At 28.6% G+C, this 21,256-nt stretch carries 18 protein-coding genes; all 18 read right to left on the bottom strand.

Going from position 1 to position 21,256, the window contains the following annotated elements; translation table 11 throughout:
• Positions 1–7 precede the first annotated feature (7 nt).
• A complete protein-coding gene (rpoD, locus tag ACRC8M_RS01265; RefSeq protein ID WP_438527463.1) occupies positions 8–1,243 on the bottom strand; it encodes an RNA polymerase sigma factor RpoD in 1,236 nt (411 codons plus the stop codon).
• A gap of 43 nt (positions 1,244–1,286) precedes the next feature.
• Positions 1,287–3,068 carry a DNA primase gene (gene dnaG, locus ACRC8M_RS01260; RefSeq protein ID WP_438527462.1) on the bottom strand — a complete coding sequence of 594 codons (1,782 nt, stop codon included), beginning with the start codon at positions 3,066–3,068 and terminating at the stop codon, positions 1,287–1,289.
• Positions 3,069–3,213: 145 nt separating this feature from the next.
• Positions 3,214–4,962, bottom strand: a complete 1,749-nt coding sequence (locus ACRC8M_RS01255) for a peptidylprolyl isomerase (protein WP_438527461.1) — start codon at positions 4,960–4,962, stop codon at positions 3,214–3,216.
• A 30-nt stretch (positions 4,963–4,992) separates the two neighbouring features.
• The gene (locus ACRC8M_RS01250) at positions 4,993–6,378 is read right to left on the bottom strand and encodes a sigma 54-interacting transcriptional regulator (RefSeq protein ID WP_438527460.1); all 1,386 of its coding nucleotides are present in this window, start codon (positions 6,376–6,378) and stop codon (positions 4,993–4,995) included.
• 193 nt (positions 6,379–6,571) lie between these two features.
• On the bottom strand, positions 6,572–7,180 hold the full coding sequence (locus ACRC8M_RS01245; protein WP_438527459.1) for a TetR/AcrR family transcriptional regulator: 609 nt from the start codon (positions 7,178–7,180) through the stop codon (positions 6,572–6,574).
• 22 nt (positions 7,181–7,202) lie between these two features.
• Positions 7,203–8,231 (bottom strand): M50 family metallopeptidase, encoded by a 1,029-nt coding sequence (locus ACRC8M_RS01240; protein WP_438527458.1) that lies wholly within the window; start codon positions 8,229–8,231, stop codon positions 7,203–7,205.
• Positions 8,232–8,242: 11 nt separating this feature from the next.
• Complete coding sequence (locus tag ACRC8M_RS01235; RefSeq protein ID WP_438527457.1) at positions 8,243–8,938, bottom strand: dTMP kinase; 696 nt, start codon at positions 8,936–8,938, stop codon at positions 8,243–8,245.
• Complete coding sequence (dxr, locus tag ACRC8M_RS01230) at positions 8,916–10,070, bottom strand: 1-deoxy-D-xylulose-5-phosphate reductoisomerase (RefSeq protein WP_438527456.1); 1,155 nt, start codon at positions 10,068–10,070, stop codon at positions 8,916–8,918. The genes ACRC8M_RS01235 and dxr overlap by 23 nt, the downstream gene beginning before the upstream one ends.
• A 69-nt stretch (positions 10,071–10,139) precedes the next feature.
• A complete protein-coding gene (locus ACRC8M_RS01225) occupies positions 10,140–10,952 on the bottom strand; it encodes a phosphatidate cytidylyltransferase (protein ID WP_438527455.1) in 813 nt (270 codons plus the stop codon).
• Positions 10,953–11,639 carry an isoprenyl transferase gene (locus tag ACRC8M_RS01220; protein WP_438527454.1) on the bottom strand — a complete coding sequence of 229 codons (687 nt, stop codon included), beginning with the start codon at positions 11,637–11,639 and terminating at the stop codon, positions 10,953–10,955.
• Positions 11,640–11,750: 111 nt separating this feature from the next.
• Positions 11,751–12,317 carry a nicotinate (nicotinamide) nucleotide adenylyltransferase gene (nadD, locus tag ACRC8M_RS01215; RefSeq protein ID WP_438527453.1) on the bottom strand — a complete coding sequence of 189 codons (567 nt, stop codon included), beginning with the start codon at positions 12,315–12,317 and terminating at the stop codon, positions 11,751–11,753.
• Positions 12,318–12,319: 2 nt separating this feature from the next.
• Positions 12,320–12,772, bottom strand: coding sequence for a PTS sugar transporter subunit IIA (locus ACRC8M_RS01210; RefSeq protein WP_438527452.1), 453 nt, complete (start codon positions 12,770–12,772; stop codon positions 12,320–12,322).
• A 12-nt stretch (positions 12,773–12,784) separates the two neighbouring features.
• On the bottom strand, positions 12,785–13,495 hold the full coding sequence (locus ACRC8M_RS01205) for a hypothetical protein (RefSeq protein ID WP_438527451.1): 711 nt from the start codon (positions 13,493–13,495) through the stop codon (positions 12,785–12,787).
• On the bottom strand, positions 13,485–14,501 hold the full coding sequence (lpxK, locus tag ACRC8M_RS01200; protein ID WP_438527450.1) for a tetraacyldisaccharide 4'-kinase: 1,017 nt from the start codon (positions 14,499–14,501) through the stop codon (positions 13,485–13,487). The genes ACRC8M_RS01205 and lpxK overlap by 11 nt, the downstream gene beginning before the upstream one ends.
• 15 nt (positions 14,502–14,516) lie before the next feature.
• Entirely contained in the window at positions 14,517–18,032 is a 3,516-nt protein-coding gene (gene smc, locus ACRC8M_RS01195) for a chromosome segregation protein SMC (protein ID WP_438527449.1), read from the bottom strand.
• A gap of 48 nt (positions 18,033–18,080) precedes the next feature.
• Complete coding sequence (locus ACRC8M_RS01190) at positions 18,081–18,671, bottom strand: XTP/dITP diphosphatase (RefSeq protein WP_438527448.1); 591 nt, start codon at positions 18,669–18,671, stop codon at positions 18,081–18,083.
• A complete protein-coding gene (gene rph, locus ACRC8M_RS01185) occupies positions 18,671–19,402 on the bottom strand; it encodes a ribonuclease PH (protein ID WP_438527447.1) in 732 nt (243 codons plus the stop codon). Before rph ends, ACRC8M_RS01190 begins: the two co-directional genes overlap by 1 nt.
• A gap of 12 nt (positions 19,403–19,414) precedes the next feature.
• Complete coding sequence (locus tag ACRC8M_RS01180) at positions 19,415–21,256, bottom strand: ABC transporter ATP-binding protein (RefSeq protein WP_438527446.1); 1,842 nt, start codon at positions 21,254–21,256, stop codon at positions 19,415–19,417.

The raw sequence follows: 21,256 nt of genomic DNA, 5'->3' as shown, positions 1-21,256 counted from the left end.
CATTGTCTTATACTTTAAAATCTTCTAGTTTCTTTCTTCTACTTGGATGTCTTAATTTTCTAAGTGCTTTAACCTCTATTTGTCTGATTCTCTCTCTTGTTACTTTAAATATTTTTCCAACCTCTTCTAGAGTTTTTGGTGCACCATCATTTAATCCGTATCTAAAGATTAAAACTTGCTCTTCTCTGCTACTTAAAGTTTTTAAAACATCATTTAATTGCTCTCTAAGTAAAGTTCTATTTGTTAATTCATATGGATTTTGCATTTTATTATCTTCTACGAAATCTCCTAATTCACTATCCTCTTCACTTCCAACTGGAGTTTCTAAAGATATTGGATCTTGGTTCATCTCTTGAATACTTTTAATTTTTTCAACTTCCATTCCTAATCTATCAGCTAAAACTTCTGGAGTAGCATCTTTTCCTGTTTCTTGAAGGTATATTCTAGCTTCTTTTTTTATTTTATTAATAGTTTCTATCATATGAACTGGTATACGAATTGTTCTTCCTTGGTCAGCTATTGCTCTTGTAATAGCTTGTCTTATCCACCAAGTAGCATATGTAGAGAATTTATATCCTTTACTATATTCAAACTTTTCTACCGCTTTCATTAACCCTATATTTCCTTCTTGAATTAAATCTAATAACTTTAAACCTCTATTTGTATGTTTTTTAGCTATACTTACAACTAGTCTAAGGTTTGCTTCAATAAGTTGTTGTTGAGAGTATTCATCCCCCTCTAAAGCTGCTTTCGCATACCCTAACTCCTCTTCATGAGTTAATAGTGGAATCTGTCCGATCTCTCTTAAATACATCTTTATAGGCTCGTCTACTTCCATCTCACCAGTTATACTAAATAGGTCATCATTTACTAAATCATCTTCAGTTACCTCTTCAATTTCATCTGGATTAAAATCAAAATCATCTGAATACTCAGTAGTCTTTTCCTCTTCATCCTCATCTTCATCTAATTCAACAACAGGTCTTTTTAATAGTGGAGTTATAACTTTTTTTGCATCTTTTCTACCATCGTCTTTTCTCTTAATATTTTCCTGTTTCTTTACTTCTTCTTGGGAAATGATTTTTATTCCCTGTTCTGTCATTCCATTTATTAAAAACTCTATTCTTTCTGGCGGGAAATCTGCACTTAATTGGCTATTAATCTCTTCATAGCTTATTACTTTATTTTCCATTGCCTTTCTTAATAAAGCTAAAACCTTTTCATTTTTTATAAACTCCTTCATTAGTTGAAGCCTCCTCTATTGAATAAAATTATCTTTCAAAATTTTAAGCATTGATACCCTTAAATTCCTCATACAATGCACGAAGGTCATTGAACTCAATATTTTGTTTCAATTTATCCTCTATTTTCTTTAGCCTAATATGTTTTAATAAGTTAGTTCTCTCTTTTAATGCTTCTTTTAATTCTAAAATAAACCATGACATAAAAATAATTTGAAATCCTTTTTCTATATCCAATTTATTTGAGTAATCATCTATAGAAAGTAGTGATATATTTACTAGCTCTTTCTCTTCATCTTGGCTTAAATTTCCTGTTAATATTATATCTTTTATTATATTAGAGCTTTTCTCTTGATTTTCTTTTAAAAACTCTATATATTGAAATATTTTTTTCCCTAAACTACTCTTAATCTCTTTATTCCTAAAATCTTCAATGTACTCATTTTGAGAAAGAACTAATGCTAATGTCAACTTCTCTAGATTATATAGTCCTTTTTCGTCTAAATCCTTACTTTCCTCTTTTTTTTCGTAAGTATTTTTTATTCTTTTTTTATTATTTGTTATTAAAATAGATTTTAGTACATCTAATTCAATATTTAATGATTTACCTAATTTATCAATATATAAACTTCTTTCTAAATCACTTTCTAAACATTGAAAAAAATCTTTAAATCTATTTATGAAATTTTGTTTTGACATATGATCTTCTAAACTATACTCAGATGAATATCTTAAATAAAGATAATCAAAAGCTTCTAAAGAATCTTTTACAACTTTTAAAAAAGCTTCTTTTCCATATTTCTTTAAGTAATCATCAGGATCTTTTGCATCTTTATATAACAACACTCTTATATTAAATCCTGCTGATTTTAAAATAAGTATAGACCTCTCAGTAGCCTTTTGTCCAGCTTCATCCATATCAAAAGAAAGTATTACATTATTAGTATATTTTTTTAACAGTTGTGCTTGTTCCTCTGTTAAAGCTGTCCCCAATGGTGCTAAAGCTACATCAAAGCCATAAGAATGACTTGATAAGACATCCATATACCCTTCCATTAAAATCGAATAGTTCTTCTTTTTAATATTACTTCCTTTTTGGATAAAACCATATAAGTTTTTTCCTTTTGAGAAAATAGGTGTTTCCTGTGAATTTATATATTTTGGAATATCCTTACTATCTTCTAAAGATCTACCACCAAAAGCTATAATCTTACCTGAAACTGAATATATTGGAAAAATAATCCTATTTCTAAAAGCATCATAAATTCCTTTTTCATTTTCTTTAGCTAATCCTAAATCAAATATCTTCTTTTTTTCAAACCCCTTTTTTATAAGATAATCATAAAGCCCTGTCCATTCATTTGGGGCATATCCTATTTCATTATCTTTTATTAATTTTGGGTTTATTTTTCTTTTAGATAGATATTCTAAAGCATCACGAGCTGTATTTTTAAATATCTCCTCTTTGTAATAGTTGTGAGCCTCTTCCATAATTTCATAATACTCTTTATTTTCATTAACTTTACTATTTCCTACTTTTTTTATTGGAATATTATATTTATTTGCTAACTCTTCTACTGCTTCAACAAAAGATATTTTTTTATACTCTGAATAGAATTTTATAGGATTTCCACCTGCACCGCAAACAAAACATTTACAAATGTTCTTATTTGGACTGACTACAAATGATGGACTGTTATCTTGGTGAAACGGGCACAAACCTTTGAAGTTAGCTCCTGTTTTCTTTAAATCAACAAACTCTCCTACAACCTCTTCAATATGTAATTGTTGTAACAATAAATCAATATCTTCTGATTTATATTTCATCAATATTCTCCTAATCTCTAAGATTTTTTAAGTAAAAAATATTTAAGAGCAAACCGCTCTATCCTAAATTATATTATATTTTTGGTAAATATGCAATTTTTTTTTAAATAAAAAGAAGGATTTCTATAAATCCTTCTCATTTTTTTTAATTTTCTGTATTTTGTGTGCTTAACTCAATCTCTTTTAAAGCTTCTTGAGCCTTTGTATTAATATAATCTGTTTTTACTTGATTTTCAAACTCTTGAAAATCAGCTTTCTTCTCATCTGTTTGTGAATCTTTTTTATAGATTATAAAATCTTTTTGATCTTTAATAAATCCAACATCTCCAACTTTAGAATCATAAATAGCCTTTGCTAACTCTTCATTATATCCTAATCCTGGAATATATCCCTCTTTTGTAATCCCATCTATTTTCTCAGAGAAAACTATATCTTTATCATTTTTTAAATCTTCAAATGTTATTGTTTTATCTGTTAAATCTTTAACAATTTGAGCAATTTGAGTATTTTTTAAAGTTACTGTTTCTTCTGATGGTTCTGGAATAATTAAAATATGGCTTGCTGTAACTGTTTCAGCTTTATCATCTTTCTCTTGTACAAAAATTATATGATATCCAAATTGAGTTTTTACAACTTCTGGATAAACCTTTCCAGGAACTCCTGTAAAAGCTGCATCCTCAAAAGGTTTTACCATATCGCCCTTTTTAAAAGTTCCTAAAGCTCCTCCTGTAGGACCACTTGGCCCATCTGAGAAGTTTTTAGCCATCTCTGCAAAGTTATTTTTATTAACCTTCTTTAAAAGATCTTCAGCTTTTTCTTTTGCTTTTTGATCATCACTTTCTGTTGGCTGAACCTTTAAAATAGCAACATTTGCATCTGCACTCTCTAATGTGTCATAATTTAATTGATTCTCTTCAAAGAACTCTCTTAAATCATTTTGAGTGTAAGTCACTTCTGATTTTAATTTACTATATAATTCTTTTACAGCATTTGCAACTTGTAAATCTAAAGGTAAAACAGAATCTACTTTTATTCCTTTAGCTTCTGATGCCTTTAATAACTTTATCTCTGATTCAACTGATGATTTTGCTAACTCTTTTGCTTGCTCTAAATCACCTTTAGTCATTACTAATGTATTTAAAAGTCTCTTATCAAATTCAACGTTGCTTACTTTAACTCCATCAAATTCAAACTCTTCTTTTTCTACATAAGCATCGAAATTTTTATCTAAATCCTCTAACTTCATTTTTGCTCTAGCTTCAGACATATTTTTTGCATATGCTTCAGCTCCTTTTTGCATTTTTAAAGCTTGTTCTATTTGAGTTTTAACCTCTTCTAATGGTTTCCCTTGGAACATTGAATATTTATAATCAGCATAATACTCATCAATCTCTTCAGAAGTTACTTGTACTCCTTGAGTTATAGCTTCTGCAGTTTTTTGTAGTATTAAATTTTCTCTAATCTCATTTTCTAAAGTTTTTGTAGTGTATCCTTGACTTAAAAGGGCACTTTTAAACTGCTCTTTATCAGGGAAAGCTGCTTTTATTTGATCCATTTGAGCGCTCACTTCTGATCCTGAAACTTTTACCTTTAGTTTATCAGCCATCTCTAATAAAAGATTTCTGTTGATTAACTCATTAAAAGCAATTGTATTCATTAACTCTGAATCTATATTAGTTCCTAAATATCTTTTATAATTCTCAGACATTATAGCCATAGATCTATGTGCTTCTACCATTGTAACTTTTTTACCATTTAGTTTAAAAGCTAGTTGTGTATTTGCAGAACTACTTCTAAATGACATTGCATAACCTGCTATCAAACTTATTAAAAAGAATATTGTTATTACCCAGATAACTGGTTTCATATTTTTTCTAAACTTTCTAATTGCCATTTTTAACCCCTCCGAAGAATTTTGTAAGTATTATTTTGTATCTAATCCATATTTTCTGATTTTTTCATAAAGAGTTGTTCTTCCAATTCCTAAAAGCTTAGATGTCTCTTGCTTATTCCATCTTGTCTTTTGTAATGCCATTGCAATTACTACTTTTTCAACCTCATCTAAAGCATATATCTCTTGCTCTAATATATTTTTTAAAGGTCCTACTCCAATAACAGTTTTATTTTCAACTGTATCAGATTTCATTTTTATTTCTAACGGTAAATCTTCTACATCAATATTTCTATCGTTACATAAAATTACCATTCTTTCAATCATATTTTTTAACTCTCTTATATTTCCTGGATATGAGTATTCCATTAAATACTTCATAGCATCTCCTGAAATAACTGGTATCTCTCTTCTTAAATCTTTTACAATTTTATTTAAGAAATAGTTTGCTAACATAGGAATATCATCTTTTCTATCTCTTAAAGGTGCAACTTCAATTGGGAAAGCAGTTAATCTATGGTATAAATCTTTTCTGAATTTACCTTTTTCTGTTTCCTCTTTTAAATCTTTATTAGTAGATACTATAAATCTAACATCTACTCTTCTTGATTTGTTTCCTCCAACTCTTCTAAACTCTCCATACTCAATAACTCTAAGAACTTTTGATTGAGCTTTTAAATCCATTGCTGATATTTCATCAAGGAATACAGTTCCACCATCTGCTTCTTCTAAAATTCCTTTTTTACTTGTAGTCGCTCCTAAGAACGCTCCTCTTTCATAACCAAATAACTCTCTTTCAATTAAATCTTCTGGTAAAGAAGCACATGAAATTGTTATATAGTTTTCTTTTCTTCTATCACTCTTTTTAAATATCTCTTTAGCGATTAACTCTTTTCCAACTCCATTTTCTCCTGTTATTAAAACAGTTAAATCACTCTCTGCTACTTTTTCAATTAAGTTCTTTACCTCTTTAATTCTTGTAGACTGTCCAATTATTTCATTTTCATCTTCTGTATCAGAAAGCTTCTCTTCTAACTTTCTCTTTTCTTTTACTATTTCTAAGCTTCTTAAAGCTGGTATCATTATTCTATTCATCTCTTTAACATCTACTGGCTTTAATAAATAGTTGTAAATATCCGCTTCTTTCATCTCTTGAATTAAAGTTTCATTTTCCTCATCAAGTAGTCCTATTACTACAAAATCCTTACCTATTCCATTTAACTTTCTTTTAGCCTCTGAAAAATTAAACCATGTTAAATACTCATCTAATAAAACTACGTCAAAATCACTCTCTCTTAACATATCTAGAGCATCTAATAAGTTATTAAATGTTATTATTTCATAAACTTCTGATAAAGCTTTTCTTACTTGTTTTAATGTTTCTTTTCTTTCTGAAACTACTAATATTGATTTTTTCATTCTTTTCCTCCTACTTTCTATTTTCGATAACAATGTATTATAATTGATATTTTGTTATTTTTCAAGACTTTTTTAAAAAATTCTGTTCTAGATTATTTCAAAGAGTTTCACTCTAAACATTAGTTCAAATTTCCCCTCTTTTTTCCTTTTTATTTTATTATATTTTCTAGGTTAAAGATTTTTTTTATCTAGATTAATTTAACATAGACTTTAAAAATAGATTATAAAACATTTCAATCTCTCTAGTTATGTCAATAGTCGCATATTTTTCAACCATTCTTTTATAACTATCTTCATCTACTACTTCTATTCCTGTTTGAGTTATTAAATATAATAAAAGAGTTGTTAATGATGAGCTTAACATTGTTCTAATTTTCTCTATTTCACTTCTGTACTCCTCTTTTATATGCTCTCTATTATTATTTAAAAATTCACTAAATATAATATCTCTCTTCATATAATCATCATATGTTAGATTTATCTCTCCATTTTCATAAATTTTAGCAAATAAAAACAGATTATATCTATCATCTTTTAAAGTTAATCTTCTTCTAACAATCATTTTTAATTTTTCTTCGAAAGGAACATCTAAATCTCCAACTTCTTTTAAAAACTCTTTTCTACTTATAACTGAATTATCCATTATTTCTAATAATAATTCTTCTTTACTCTTAAAATAGTAATAGAACCCACCTTTTGCCATTCCTAAAACATTGGCTATATCCTCTATCTTTGTATTTCTAATTCCATTAGCTGCAAATAAAATAGTTGCTATTCTCTTTATACGATCTCTTTTTGTCACACAATCACATCCTTATTTTTAATTAAAATTTAAAAATATTAAATATATCGTTAGCTGTTGCAAATATAATTAGCCCAAATAACATAATCATACCAATTGTATGAAATCTTTCTTCAAGTTTCTTATCAACTTTTATTCCAATTAATTCTAATATAACAAATATAATTCTTCCACCATCTAAAGCTGGAAAAGGTAATAAGTTGAATATCCCTACATTTATTGATAATATTGCAAGTAACCAAATTAAGATTCCAGAGCTACCACTTTTACTTGCATCTCCTACAACTTTAACTATTCCAACAGGACCACTAATATCTTTAGCTTTTACCTTCCCTGTTACAAGCATTTTAACTCCACCTAATGTATCTTCAAATACACCTACAAATATTTTAAAAGATTGCTTTATTCCCTCTCCAAAACCATATTTTTCAAATTTGTATTCAGGAATTATTCCCATAATCGCTGGCTTTTCTTCACTTATTTTAGTCAATGGAACTACTACATCTAAAGTTTTTCCATCTCTTTCTATAACTACGTCTAAAGTATCTCTCTTTTTAGAATCTTTTGCTATTGTTTCACCTATCTCAGACCATGTAGTTATTTTTGTTCCATCTATCTCTTTTATAATATCGTTTTCTTTTAAAACTGTTGATGCTTTTGCCTCTTTTATTACATTTCCTACTATTGGATTGGTATTTTGAATAGCTTTTCCACTAACAAATGTTGCTCCTAGTATCACTGATAAAGCCAATATAAAATTCATGAATACACCAGCAAATAAAACTACAAATCTTGCAAATGGCGACTTACTGTTAAATCCATTTTCAACTTTACTTTCAACTTCCATTCCATCAATATTAACAAATCCACCTACTGGTATTATTCTAATAGAATATAAAGTTTTCCCAGTATAATAGGAATATAACTCAGGCCCCATACCTATTGCAAATTCAGAAACAGGCATTTTAAAAAATCTTGCCGCTAAAAAATGACCCAACTCATGTATAAAAATTATCACTCCTAGTAATAATAGTGCTATTATTATATCCATCTTTCCTCCTGTTATAAGATTCTATTTACGAGTTCAAACACTTCATTTGAAATCTCTTCTATTGTTTTTAACCTATCATTTTCGACGCATTTGATCTCTTTCCAAGAGTATTTTTTTGATATTTCACACGCATTCTCATGAGATTTTTTTAAATATTCAACATTTTTTTCATGAATATCTTTTTTATCCTCTCCAGTTATTTTATTTTTTCTTTCAGCCATTAATTTTTGAGCAGTTTCTGTTGGCATATTTAAGAAAATAACTAAATCTGGTCTTGGTATTCCCATTTTATTATATTCTAAATCCTCTAACCAAGATAAATACATCTCTTTTTCTTGAGGGTTACCTATTTTAGATGCTTGGTGAACCATATTTGATGTTGTGTATCTATCTGTTATGATTATTCCACCATCATTATAAAAATTTCCCCAATCAGTTTTATAAGATGCATACCTATCTATTGCATACATTGTTGAAGCAGGGTATGGATTTACTTTCTCTGCATCAGTTCCAAATTCTCCAGCTAAATACATTTTTACTGGAGCACATGCTGGACTCTCATAATTTGGAAAAGATATTTTTCTTATCTTACTTATTTTTTCTGATAATTTCTCAAACAACATTGCTGTTTGTGTTTCTTTTCCACTTGAATCTGTTCCCTCTATAACTATAAGCCTTCCTTTTTTAATCTCTTGCATAATTATCATAAACCCACTTTCTAGTTTCTTTGTCTACATTTTTTATTATTTCTAACGAATCTATCTCTTTAACTTTATGAAGTTCCATAGCTTTTTCTATTATCTCATATATTTCTAAAAATTTTATTTGACCTTTTAAAAATAGCTCTACTGCAACCTCATTTGCCGAGTTAAAAACACAAGGCATTGTTTTTCCTATTTTTCCAGCTTGAAAAGCTAACTGTACTCCCTTAAATACTTCATTATCAACTTGACTAAAAGTAAGCTCTCTCAAACTTTTTAAACTTAATCTTTCTAGCTCACCACTACTCTCCCTTTCAGGATATGTAAATGCGTATTGAATAGGTAGCTTCATATCAGGGGCTCCTATTTGAGCTATTATAGAGTTATCTACAAACTCTACCATTGAATGAATTATACTTTGAGGATGCACTAGAACCTCAATATTTTCATAATCTACTCCAAATAGCATATGAGCCTCTATTACTTCTAATCCTTTATTAACTAAAGTTGACGAATCAATTGTTATTTTTTTACCCATAGACCAGTTAGGATGTTTTAAAGCTTCTTCAACTGTTACATCTTTTAATTCTTCCAAAGTTTTCCCTCTAAAAGTTCCACCACTAGCTGTAATAATTAAATTTTTCACCTCTTCTTTTTTACTTCCTTGCATGCTTTGGAATAAAGCTGAATGCTCACTATCAACAGGAATTATCTCAGCTTTCGGATATTCTTTTAAAAGCTTGTTTATGTAATCTCCTGCAGCTACCATAGTTTCTTTGTTTGCTAGGGCAACTCTTTTTTCTTTTTTTATCGCTTCTACTGTAGCCTCAATTCCAACAGCTCCACTTATTGCTGTTAAAACTATGTCAGCTTCTTCTAAAGCTCCCATAAGTTTTAATCCTTCGTCTCCAAAATATATTATTTTTTCTGGATATAATCTCTTTAAAATTTCAGCATTTTTTTCAGATCCAATACAAAGGTATTTTGGATTAAATTTCTCTATTTGCTCTTTAAATAACTCTAAATTTGAATACGCAGACATTCCTATAACCTTGAATTTCTCTTTTTTTACCTCTATAACTTTTAATGCGTTTGTTCCAATACTTCCTGTAGAACCCAATATAGTTATACTTTTCATACTTCCTCTCCTCAAATTCTTTATATTTCTCTTCTAAAAAAATGGTAGCTTTTTAAGCTACCCTTTTCTCTAAATAAATTTTAATAAATAATATACAATTGGTACAACAAATAGCATACTATCAAAACGATCTAGTATTCCACCATGTTCTCCTAGTAATTTTCCTGAATCTTTTACTTTAAACTCCCTTTTAAACATAGACTCACCTAAATCACCTATTTGAGCTACAATACTAATTAAGAATCCAAATAATAAAACTACTATTGTACTGACATCAGTTCCAAAAATATTAAAATATCTGTTTATCAAGTAAATCGTTCCCATTGTAAAAACTATACCACCAATAGAACCTTCTATAGATTTCTTTGGACTAATTGAACTAAATCCTTGTTTAAATATTTTTCTACCTATTCCCATTCCTACAAAGTATGCAAATGAATCACATACCCATACTAAGATCTGAATTGTTAATAACCATTTCCCACCATTTGGAAGATAGTTCATTAATAACAGATGTGTGAACAATCCTGAAATATAAACAACTCCAAGCAGCGTAATTCCAATATCCCTACTAGAATTTTCAACCTTATTTTGTAAAACTTTTTTTCCTATTAAAGCTATTGTTAATAGCGTTATAGGCATAAGTATAAGTGTTGAATTATCTACATTTGTGAAATATATTATATTTGGTATAGCTAATCCAGCTATATAACCTAGATTTACATCTGGTTTCTTCCCACCAATTTCTGCCATTTTATAAAATTCAAACAATCCGACTAATATAACAAAGTTTACAAACAATAATAGTAAAAATCCCCCTTTTAACAATACTGTTACTAAAAGTGGTATTCCTATTAAAGCTACTAATATCCTATTTAACATCTATTTTACTCCTCCAAAACGCCTATCTCTTTTTTGATAACTCTCTATAGCCTTTATTAACTCATCTTTATTAAAATCTGGCCAATAAGTATCTGTTACATATATTTCAGAATAGGCTATCTGCCATAATAAAAAATTAGAAATTCTCATCTCTCCACTTGTTCTTATTAGTAACTCTGGATCTGGTAACTGATTGTATAAATATTTTTCTACAGTTTCCTCAGTTATCTCTTTTTCATTATTTTTTACAATCTCTTTTATAGCATCAACTAGTTCAGCTCTACCTCCATAGTTAAAAGCTATATTCAATGTTATCCCTGTATTTCCTTTTGTCGCCTCTTCTAACTTACTAATTTCCACAAGAAGATCCTTACTAACTCCCTCTTTTCTTCCAGAAACTAAAAATTTAACATTATTTTTCATCAATAATTTTTTTTCATTTTTTAAATAAGTTTTGAAAAGAAACATTAAAGTATCCACTTCTTCCTTTGCTCTTTTCCAATTTTCTGTTGAAAAAGCATAAACTGTTAAATATTTTATACCTAACTCTCCACAAGAAGTTAATATTTTTCTTAAAGTATCTGCTCCAGCTTTATGTCCATATGTTCTAGGCATTCCCTTTTCTTTTGCCCAACGTCCATTCCCGTCCATAATTATTGCTATATGATTTGGTACTCTTAAACTCATTATTTCTCTCCTCTCAATAAATCACTAAATTTTACCATATTTAGAACATTTTTTCCATAAAAAAAATGGTCCCTAAGTGAACAAAAGAGGTAGCTTTTATGCTACCTCCCTTTACTTTTTATATAATCTATTAACTTTTATGAACTCTGCTACCTCTTTTGGTACCATATTCTCTATGGATTCTTTACTTAAAATAGCTTCTCTTACTCTTGTTGAGGAAAAATTTAAAAATGGATTTTTCACTTGTAAAAGATTTGAATCTTTTAATAAAGTACTATATCCTCGCCTTTGAAGAACAACTACCTTAGCTAATTTTAAAATCTCTTTATAATTTTTCCATTTATGAAAATATGCTCCCGAATCTTCACCAATAACTTCATAATACTCATTGTTTGGATATTTTTCAATAATTTTTAATAATGTATCATACGTAAACGAAACCTCTTTTGATTCTACTTCTATATCTGAAACCTCTATTTTTTCTTCGTTTTTAAATGCTATTTCACACATTTTTAATCTCATGTTTGCATCTTCTAATATATTTTTTCTATGAGAAGGAGTTCCTACAGGTATAACAATAAGTTTATCCAATTTTAAATAATCTATAATAAACTTTGCCATATATACGTGACCATTATGGATAGGATTAAAACTTCCTCCATATATTCCTATTTTCATTTTTAGCCAATCTCCGCAATAGCTTCAATTAAACACTCTGTAGTGGTACTTTCTAAAATACTTTCTCTAATTTTTTTATCTCTAAAAATTTTAGCTAATAACGAAAGCAGCTCTAAATATTTTTTACTTTCACCTTTTGGTGCTCCAACCAAAATTACTATTTTAACTTTTTCACCATCTAATGAATCAAAATCTACAGGTCTTTTTAGTAATGCAACTGATACTACAATATCTCTTACTACTTCTGTTCTTGCATGAGGAATTGCAACTCCCATTCCAATTCCCGTAGTTCCCACATTCTCTCTTTCTAAAACCTCTCTATAAAATATATCCTTATCAGAAATCAAATCGCTATTTTCAACCATATTAGATACCATTATTTTTAATATTTCATTTTTTGAAACAGATTTATTATCTATAATGTTAATCATTTTTATATTAAAATAATTTAACACCTATTGCCCCCTTTAAAACTTTATGCTATTTAAAATTTCATCATCAATTTGCCAGTGAGTTATTTTATTTTGATTTTTAACTCCATTTAGTAACATAGCTCTATATTTTTTTTCATTCTTATAAGTATAACTTTCTAATACTTTTTTATATGCTAACAATGATATATTTTCAGAAATTTCAGTAATCTCACTTTCACTTTCTATAGCGTTTTCTAATTGACTTAAATCATATCTTTGTTTTGTAAAATAGCTAATAATAAGATAACCTATCTCATCTATCCACCCTATATTTTCTATAATCTCTTTCATAGCTAAAGCCATTAAAGGTTTGTAAAAACTTATATTATCCATAAGAGATAGATTAAATATAGTTTTTATAAACTCCTCTTTATCTTTTAAAGCTAGCTCTTTTCCATATTTTTTAGAGAACTCTAACTCACCTTTTATCACTAGCTTCATAAAATTTTCTTTTAATCTATCAACAGATATATTTGATAATCTCTCTATTTTTTTCTCTTTAATTCTCTCTATTTTGTTGCTCTCTTCTTTTAAAACTCTTTCAAAAATCTCATCATTTTCACAAAACACCATTAAAGGAATTGAAAAATTCATCTCTTTTCTCTTAACTACCCCATCACAATCGATAGTTAAGTAGGCTCTTTTGTCAAGAGTATCCGCATTTTCAATTACTTTTGCTACTCTTTTTTCTATTCTATTTTTCATTTATTTCACCAAATCCTTTTAAACTATTATCTTCTAACATTGTAAACTCTATTTTAAGAACAAATAAATTGTCCATCTCTAATCCCTTTGGAAGCTTCACTAAATCTTTTTCTGTTGTTATTATAAAATCTGCATCCATCGCTTTAGCTCTTTTTTTTATAACATCAAAGTCTTTCTCTTTAAAATCATGATGGTCCATAAAATCTACTCTTTCTATGTACTCTGGATTTAAAGAAATCACTGTCTTTTCAAAATTAAGTGGATTTGCAAGGCCTGAAAAAAGAAGTACTCTTTTTCCTGCTACCCAAAATAAGGGTTTTGCATTTCCTTTTATATCACATAACGAAGTCACTCCATGTTTAGCAACTGAAACTGACTTCTTAAATTTCACTTTTAAAAATCTTTTTAATGTCACTAAATCACTTTCAGATATTAGATCTGATTTTGTTATTATAAACTCGCTTGCTCTCTCTCCACCTTTTTGAAAGTCCTCTCTTAAAGTCCCTTTAGGCAATAACGCACCCCATCCAAAAGGATTTGTTGCATCAATCAGTATAATATCTCTATTTCTCTTTAGTTTTCTATGTTGAAAACCATCATCTAATATTATTGTGTCTACTCCAAACTTTTCCACTGCTAATTTACAAGCCTCGTATCTATTTCTTCCTACTATAACAGGCATCTTTAAATTTAAAGCATGGATATAAGGTTCGTCTCCACTCTCTTTAGATGTAACTAATATTTTTTTTCCATCACTTACTACTAATGGATCAATCTTTCTTTTCCCTCTATATCCTCTTGATACTATAGCAACTTTCCTTCCCATTTTTAGAAGTTTTTTTGCAAAGAATTGAACTGCTGGAGTTTTACCAGTACCTCCAACAGTTATATTCCCTATACATAAAATATCAACATCTGGTATCTCATTTATTTTAAGATACCTTTTATCGTAAAGCCAATTTCGTATTGAGGTTATTAAAAAATATATATACGATAAAAGTCTCATTTTTTCCTCTCTTTACTAAATTTTTACTTGAACTAATTTAGAAATTCCTATTTTTTTATTCATTGTTACTCCATATAGAGAATCTGATGCCTTCATAGTTTCTTTATTATGAGTTATTAAAATAAATTGAGATCTATCAGTAAATTCTTTTAATTTTCCAATTAATTTTCTAGTATTTTTTTCATCAAGAGCAGCCTCAATTTCATCTAAGAATGTAAATGGACTAGGTTTATACATAAATATTGCCATTATAAATGCTATTGCAACCATTGACTTTTCTCCACCAGAAAGTAGCGAAAGGGCTTGTCTTTTTTTATTTTTATACTTTACTGATATTTCAACACCACAATTTTGGAAATCATCTCCATTATGAAGTGATAATTTCCCTTCTGAGTTATCTAATGTTTCTATACACATCTCATTAAAGTTTTTATTTATCTCCTCATAAGCCTCATAGAATTTTTCTTCAATTGTTTGGTCAATCTCCTTTATTAAAAGAGATAAACTTCTCTCTCCTTTTACTAAATCCTCTCTTTGAAGATCAATAAATTTATATTTATTATCTAACTCCTTAAACTCCTCAATTGAAAGTAAATTTACAGATTCAAAACCTCTTAATTTTAATTCTAACTCTCTTACCTTTGTTCTTGAAACTTTTATATCCTCCTCTTTTAGAGAATATTCTTCGACTTCTAGTAACTCTTCTAATTGAATTAAAATCTCTTCAATCTCTCTAGAAATTCTCTCCTTTCTTTCTAACTCTCTATTTAAAATCTCTTTCTCTTTGAATAAAGTTGTTTCAATTTCTCTTGAATTTTTTATCATATCTTTTGATTTTTCTTCTAGAATATGATCCTCTTTTTTCATATCTTTTAGTTCTTGGTTTTCATTTTCAAATTTTATATTTTTATTTTTTATATCTTCTGCTATAGTATGAGCCTTTTCTTCTAATTTTTCAAGTTCTTTTTTTATTTCTGTTAAAATATTTAATATTTTATTTTTTTTATCCTGCTGTTCTCTTTGCTCATCTTTTTCTTTTTCTTCTTCTTTTTCAATTTGAATAAATCTATCTTTACTATTTAAATACAGTATTCTTATATCTGAGAATCTATTTCTTAAAGTATTTATCTCAGTATTTAAAATTTGAATTGCTGAATTTTCATTATCCAATTCATTTTTTAAATCTAAAACTATTTTTTCAGTTATCTCTTTTTCACTTTGAGAATTCTCTACTCTTTTAGCATACTCTTTACTGTAGTTTTCCTCTTCTTGAATCTCTATATCTACTACTCTTTTTTCTTTTTCTAATTTTTCACTTCTTGATTTTAAATCTAAATATAACTCCTCTGCTATCTTAGATTGTTTTCTTAAACTATCCTCTAAGGCATCAATTCCGCCTATTTCATCCTCATACTTTTCAAGCTTTTTACTCATAACTTGAATTTTTTCATTCCAATCCTTTAATTTAGATGAAATCTCCCTTGTACTATCCTCTAAAGTTTTAATCTCTTTCTTTCTTTCAAAAATCTGAGTTACAATGGAGTTTGAATTTTCTCCGCCAGTTATTCTTCCTCTAGAACTTAAAAGCTCACCAGAAAGAGTTACTATATTTCCACTGTAGCTATTCTCTTTTAATATTTTCAAAGCAACATCTGCCTCTGTTACAACTAAAATATTTCCCAATAGCATATCTAATACTTTGCTATATTTTTTATCTACAGTTACTAAATCTGATGCTCTTCCTACAACACCCTCTTTTTTAGGAATATCTTTTATTGAACCAACTTTAATTGTATCTAAAGCTAAAAATGAAGCTCTTCCAGCCTTCTTTTCTTTTAAAACCTCTATTCCTTTTTTAGCTACTTCACTCGTTGTTACAACTATATCTTGTAAATTCCCTGGTATCGCTGCTTCTATTGCCTTTTGATAGTTCTCTGGAACTGTTATCAGTGATATTACAGCACCTTCTACTCCTGATATTTTAGCATTTAAAACCTCTTTTACTCCCTTATAAAACCCTTCATTACTTTCTTGAACTCTATAAAGAGCTTGAAGTTTAGCTGAGGCTCTTTTTTCTTCAAATTCAGCATTTCTTACTAGCTCTGCAGCCTTATTCATATCTCTACTTAAATCACTGATATCTTGCTCTAACTTTATCTGTCTCTCTTCTGTTTCTTTCAGTTCTTTTTGTTTTAGCTCTTTATTTTTTAATGCTTTTTCTAGTTCTTTTGAATTTTCTTCTATTTTTTTATCGAATCCCTCTTTCTCCTCTTTCAAAGATGAAATCTTGAATTCACTACCTTTCATTCTTCTTGTAGAACTTTCAATTTCGTTTAAAAGTTTTAACTTTTCAACTTCTAAATCCATTATTTTTCTCTTTTTTAACTCAACACTAATCTCTTTATCTCTCTTATTTGTCTCTTTTTCTTCAATAGCTTTTTCAAACTCTTTATTTTTTGTTTCAATATCTAAAACTCTTTCTTTTACTCTCTCTTTTTCCTCTTTTAATTTTTCTAATATTTGTTCTTTAGATTCTACAGTTCTTTCTACTAAAACTATCTCTTCCTCTTTTTGTTTTAACTCTCTTGTATAAGATGTCATTCTTTCTCTAACTCTTATCTCTTCTTTTTCTAATGCTTCAATCTCAGATCTTAACGATGTATTACTTTCTGAAAAATTTTCTATTTTAGAATATAACTCTTTTCTTCTATTTTCAATTGAGTTAAGTTCTATCTCTAATTTTTTTAATTCCTCTTCTAACGTTGACGTTATTGTTACTAATCTTTCTTGCTCTTTTTCCCCTGATTTTAATATTTCATCTTTAGAGTTTAAATCAAATGTTAAAACTCCTTTTTGTAAAATATTTTTCTCATCTTTTAAGGTTAAATATTCAACTGCTTTTTTAGATTGCTTTTCAACTCTTGCTCTATTTTCACCAATTTCATTTAAAACCAGTTCTATTTTCTCAAGTTCATTTTGAACTTTTTCTAATCTTTTTTCAGATTCCATTTTTTTCTGTTGAAACTTCTTTACTCCTGCAGCTTCCTCTATTATACTTTTTATCTCTTTATTTGAAGATGAAATTATTCTTTCTACTTTTCCTTGTCCTATTACAGAGTAAGCACTTTTTCCAACACCAGTATCTAAAAACAACTCGCCTATGTCCTTTAATCTAACTTTTTTATCATTGATTAAATAATCATTATCTCCATTTTGAGACATCTTTCTTGTAATTTTTATACTATCAGCTTCAATTGGAAAAAAGTTATCTCTATTATCTATAAAAAGAGAAACTTCTGCATAATTTGCAGGTTTTTTTCCCTCTCCACCAGAAAATATAATATCTTTACTCTCTTTAGCTCTTATATTTTTATAGGACTGCTCTCCTAAAACCCATAATATTCCATCTAATATATTTGACTTTCCACTTCCATTTGGTCCAACGATAGAGGTTATTCCCCCATCAAAATCTATTCTTATTCTTTCACCGAAAGACTTAAATCCATAAATTTCCACACCTTTTAAGTACATCTTATCTCCCTAATAACTTTTCTCTTAAAAAAAGCTAACCCATTTAGGTTAGCCTATATTTAATATTTTATCAATTCCATTTTTTAAAGCTTCTAAAGCTTTTGCTCTATGGCTAATTTGATTTTTTATTTCAGGCATCTCAGCAAATGTTTTATCATACTCTGGTAAATAAAAATGAGGATCGTATCCAAAGCCATCTTTTCCTCTAGCTTCGTCTATAATTACTCCCTCTATTTCACCTCTAAAAGAGTGATACTCTCCATTTGGTTTTCCTAAAGTTATCACAGTTACAAATTTTGCTTTTCTATTTTCTATCCCTTGTAAATTCTCTATTAGCTTTTTATTGTTTGCTGCATCATTTCCATCTTCTCCAGCGTATCTAGCAGAGTAAACTCCAGGCTCATCATTTAAAGCTTCAACACAAAGACCAGAATCATCTGAAATTGTGATCATATTTGTAAATTTTGCTATCTCTAATGCCTTCTTTTTTGAGTTTTCTTCAAAAGTATCTCCATCTTCTATAACCTCAGGAATTTCTATTCCATCTTTTATAGAAAGTATCTCAAAATCTAATCCAGATAAAATTTTTGACATCTCATCTATTTTTTTCTTATTTCCTGTGGCTAAAAATATTTTCATTACTTAGAAAACTCCTCCTCTATCTCTTTTCTTTGAATATCTATTAATTCATAGATCCCTTTTTCAGCTAAATCTAATAATTCATTTAACTCTTTTCTTGAGAAAGTCGCCTCTTCTCCAGTTCCCTGAATCTCTACAAACTCCCCTTTATCATTCATAATTACGTTCATATCTACTTCTGCTTCTGAATCTTCAGTATACATTAAATCAAGCACTGGAGTTCCTTTTACAGTTCCTACAGATATAGCTGCAATGTTAGCAATAATTGGATTTTCTGTTAACAATCCTTTTTCCATAAGTCTTCTCATAGCCATTTCTAAAGCTATAAATCCACCTGTGATTGATGTAGTTCTTGTTCCACCATCTGCTTGAATTACATCACAATCGATAGTTATTGTTCTCTCTCCTAATTTCTCAAGGTCAATACAAGCTCTTAAAGCTCTTCCTATAAGTCTTTGAATCTCCATTGTTCTTCCACCAAGTTTTCCTTTAGCAGCTTCTCTTTGGTTTCTCTCTCCTGTTGCTCTTGGTAACATTGAATATTCCGCTGTTATCCATCCTTTACCCTGATTTTTTAAAAAAGGTGGTACCTTCTCTACAACTGTTGCAGTACAAATAACTTTTGTATTCCCAATTTCTATTAAAACACACCCTTCAGCGTACATAGTGTAGTTTCTAGTAATTTTTACTTCTCTTTTTTCATTTGTTTTTCTTCCGTCTAATCTTATCATTTCTCTTCCTCTCTATATATACTGTTCTAACTCTTCAAGCTTTTGGTTTTCAATTAGATCTACTGTTTCTATAGGCTCTATTTTTCCAAATTGAATCTCGTAAAGTTTTCTGTATATTCCGTTATTTTCTAGTAATTTTTGATGCGATCCAACCTCTTTTATCTCTCCGTTTTCCATTACAACTATTTTATCTGCATTTATTATTGTAGACAATCTATGAGCTATAACAAAAGTCGTTCTTCCTTTCATCAGAGTATCTAAAGCTTCTTGAACTAATCTTTCTGATTCTGTGTCCAAAGCTGATGTTGCCTCATCAAGTATCATTATACTTGGGTTTTGAATCAACGCTCTAGCTATTGCAAGTCTTTGCTTTTGTCCACCTGATAAAAGAACTCCTCTTTCTCCAACTTCCGTTTCAAATTGATTCGGTAACTCCATTATAAAGTTATACGCATTTGCCATTTTAGCAGCACTTATTATTTCGTCTTTTGAAACATTATCTTTTCCAAAACCAATATTTTCGCCAATAGTTCCACTAAATAAGAAAGTTTCTTGTGGCACTATTCCAATATGGTTTCTATACTTTTGTAGCGATATCTCTCTTATATCGATATCATTTATTTTTATACTTCCTGAAGTTATGTCGTAGTATCTTGGTAATAAATTTACTAAAGTTGTTTTTCCACTTCCACTTTTCCCTACTAAAGCGATCACTTCTCCCGCTTTAACATTTAAGTTAAAGTTTTTCAATACTTTTTCATCTCCATCATCATACTTGAAATCAACATTATTAAAATCAATTTTCTCTATAATTTCAGGTACTTCTTTAACCTCTTCACCTATATGATCTGGCTCTAACTTTACATCTAAAATTTCAATTACTCTATCTGCAGATGGTAAAGCTTCTTGTAACTCACTATTTCTTTTGATTAAAGTCTTTAGCGGTTGTTGCATAAGTCCTATTGCAGTTATAAAAGATATTAAATCTCCTGGTGTCATAGTTTCAGCAACTATTATTTGATAACCACCATACCCCGCTACTAATAAAATCATTATTGTTGCTAAAATCTCATTTATAGGAGATATCTTAGCTTTTATTTTTGTTGTTTTATATATTTTATCAAACTCTTCTTGAGTTACATCCATATATTTATCGATAATTTTATCGCTTCTATTGAAACCTTTTATAACTGATATTCCAGATAAAGCTTCTTGAACAAAAGCAGTTACATCTCCAACTGTATCTTGTCTTATTCTTCCTGACTTTCTAATTTTCTTTGTATATTTTTTTACCATAGAAAGTATTGCTGGTAAAACAGTTAGTGATATCAATGCTAATACAAAGTCAACTTGAAACATTCTAAATAAAAGAGCAACAACAGTTACAAACTCTTTCAACATATCAAACAGCATAAATCCTATTCTTCCAAGAGTTGTTGAATCTCCTGAAAGTCTAGCCATTAAATCTCCTAGCTTATTTTGTTTAAAATATGCTATTGGTAATCTTTGTAGATGTGAAAATACATCTATTTTGATATCTCTTCTTATTTTTTCTGTTATGTATCCTGATGAAATATCTGCAAAATAGTTTGTTATAACTTTCAAAATAGTAGATGCAAAAATAGCTCCAATAACAATCATCATCATTTTTGCATTTTTCTTTACTAAAACATCATCTATTAAATATTTACTTAACCACGCTGGTACTGCACTCATTAAAGATGTTACAGTCGATAATGAAATTACTCCTAGCATAGCAGTCTTATATTTCAAACTATATTTCAAGAAAGTTTTTAAAGATTTATTTTTAAAAAACCCCATTATTTTCCTATCTAATTCATTAATTTTTTCCAT

Source organism: Cetobacterium sp. (assembly GCF_051653945.1).
Lineage (GTDB): Bacteria > Fusobacteriota > Fusobacteriia > Fusobacteriales > Fusobacteriaceae > Cetobacterium_A.
This window is presented reverse-complemented; position numbering and strand designations above follow the sequence as displayed.